Source organism: Prescottella defluvii (genome assembly GCF_000738775.1).
Taxonomy (GTDB): domain Bacteria; phylum Actinomycetota; class Actinomycetes; order Mycobacteriales; family Mycobacteriaceae; genus Prescottella; species Prescottella defluvii.
The window spans coordinates 1-249 of the sequence record NZ_JPOC01000194.1 but is presented as its reverse complement, the minus strand read 5'-3'; the positions used below and the strand labels follow the sequence as shown (position 1 = coordinate 249).

1 protein-coding gene is annotated in these 249 nt (G+C 69.5%); it reads right to left on the bottom strand.

Annotated features, from left to right (window positions below):
* Positions 1 to 174, bottom strand: a 174-nt coding sequence (locus IJ15_RS26265) for an NADH-quinone oxidoreductase subunit H (RefSeq protein ID WP_197059912.1), incomplete at its 3' end; no start/stop codon positions are given.
* Positions 175 to 249: the final 75 nt, after the last annotated feature.

Genomic DNA, 249 nt, shown 5'->3' with positions numbered 1-249 from the left:
GGGGCCGATCCGCATCTGCATCCACGCGAGCACCTTGCGTTCGGCGTAGATCGCGATCAGCACCGTGAGCACCAGGAACACGAAGATGCCCAACGCCTTCGCGACGACCAGCCACCACGGGTCGTGGCCGAACATCGACAGGTCGGCGGCGGCAAGGACATCCGGGCCCGTCATCGCGGTGCCTCCGCGCGGCGGAGACGCACGACGTCGCCGGGCACCCGTCCGAGTTGTCGGTACACCGCCGAGCCC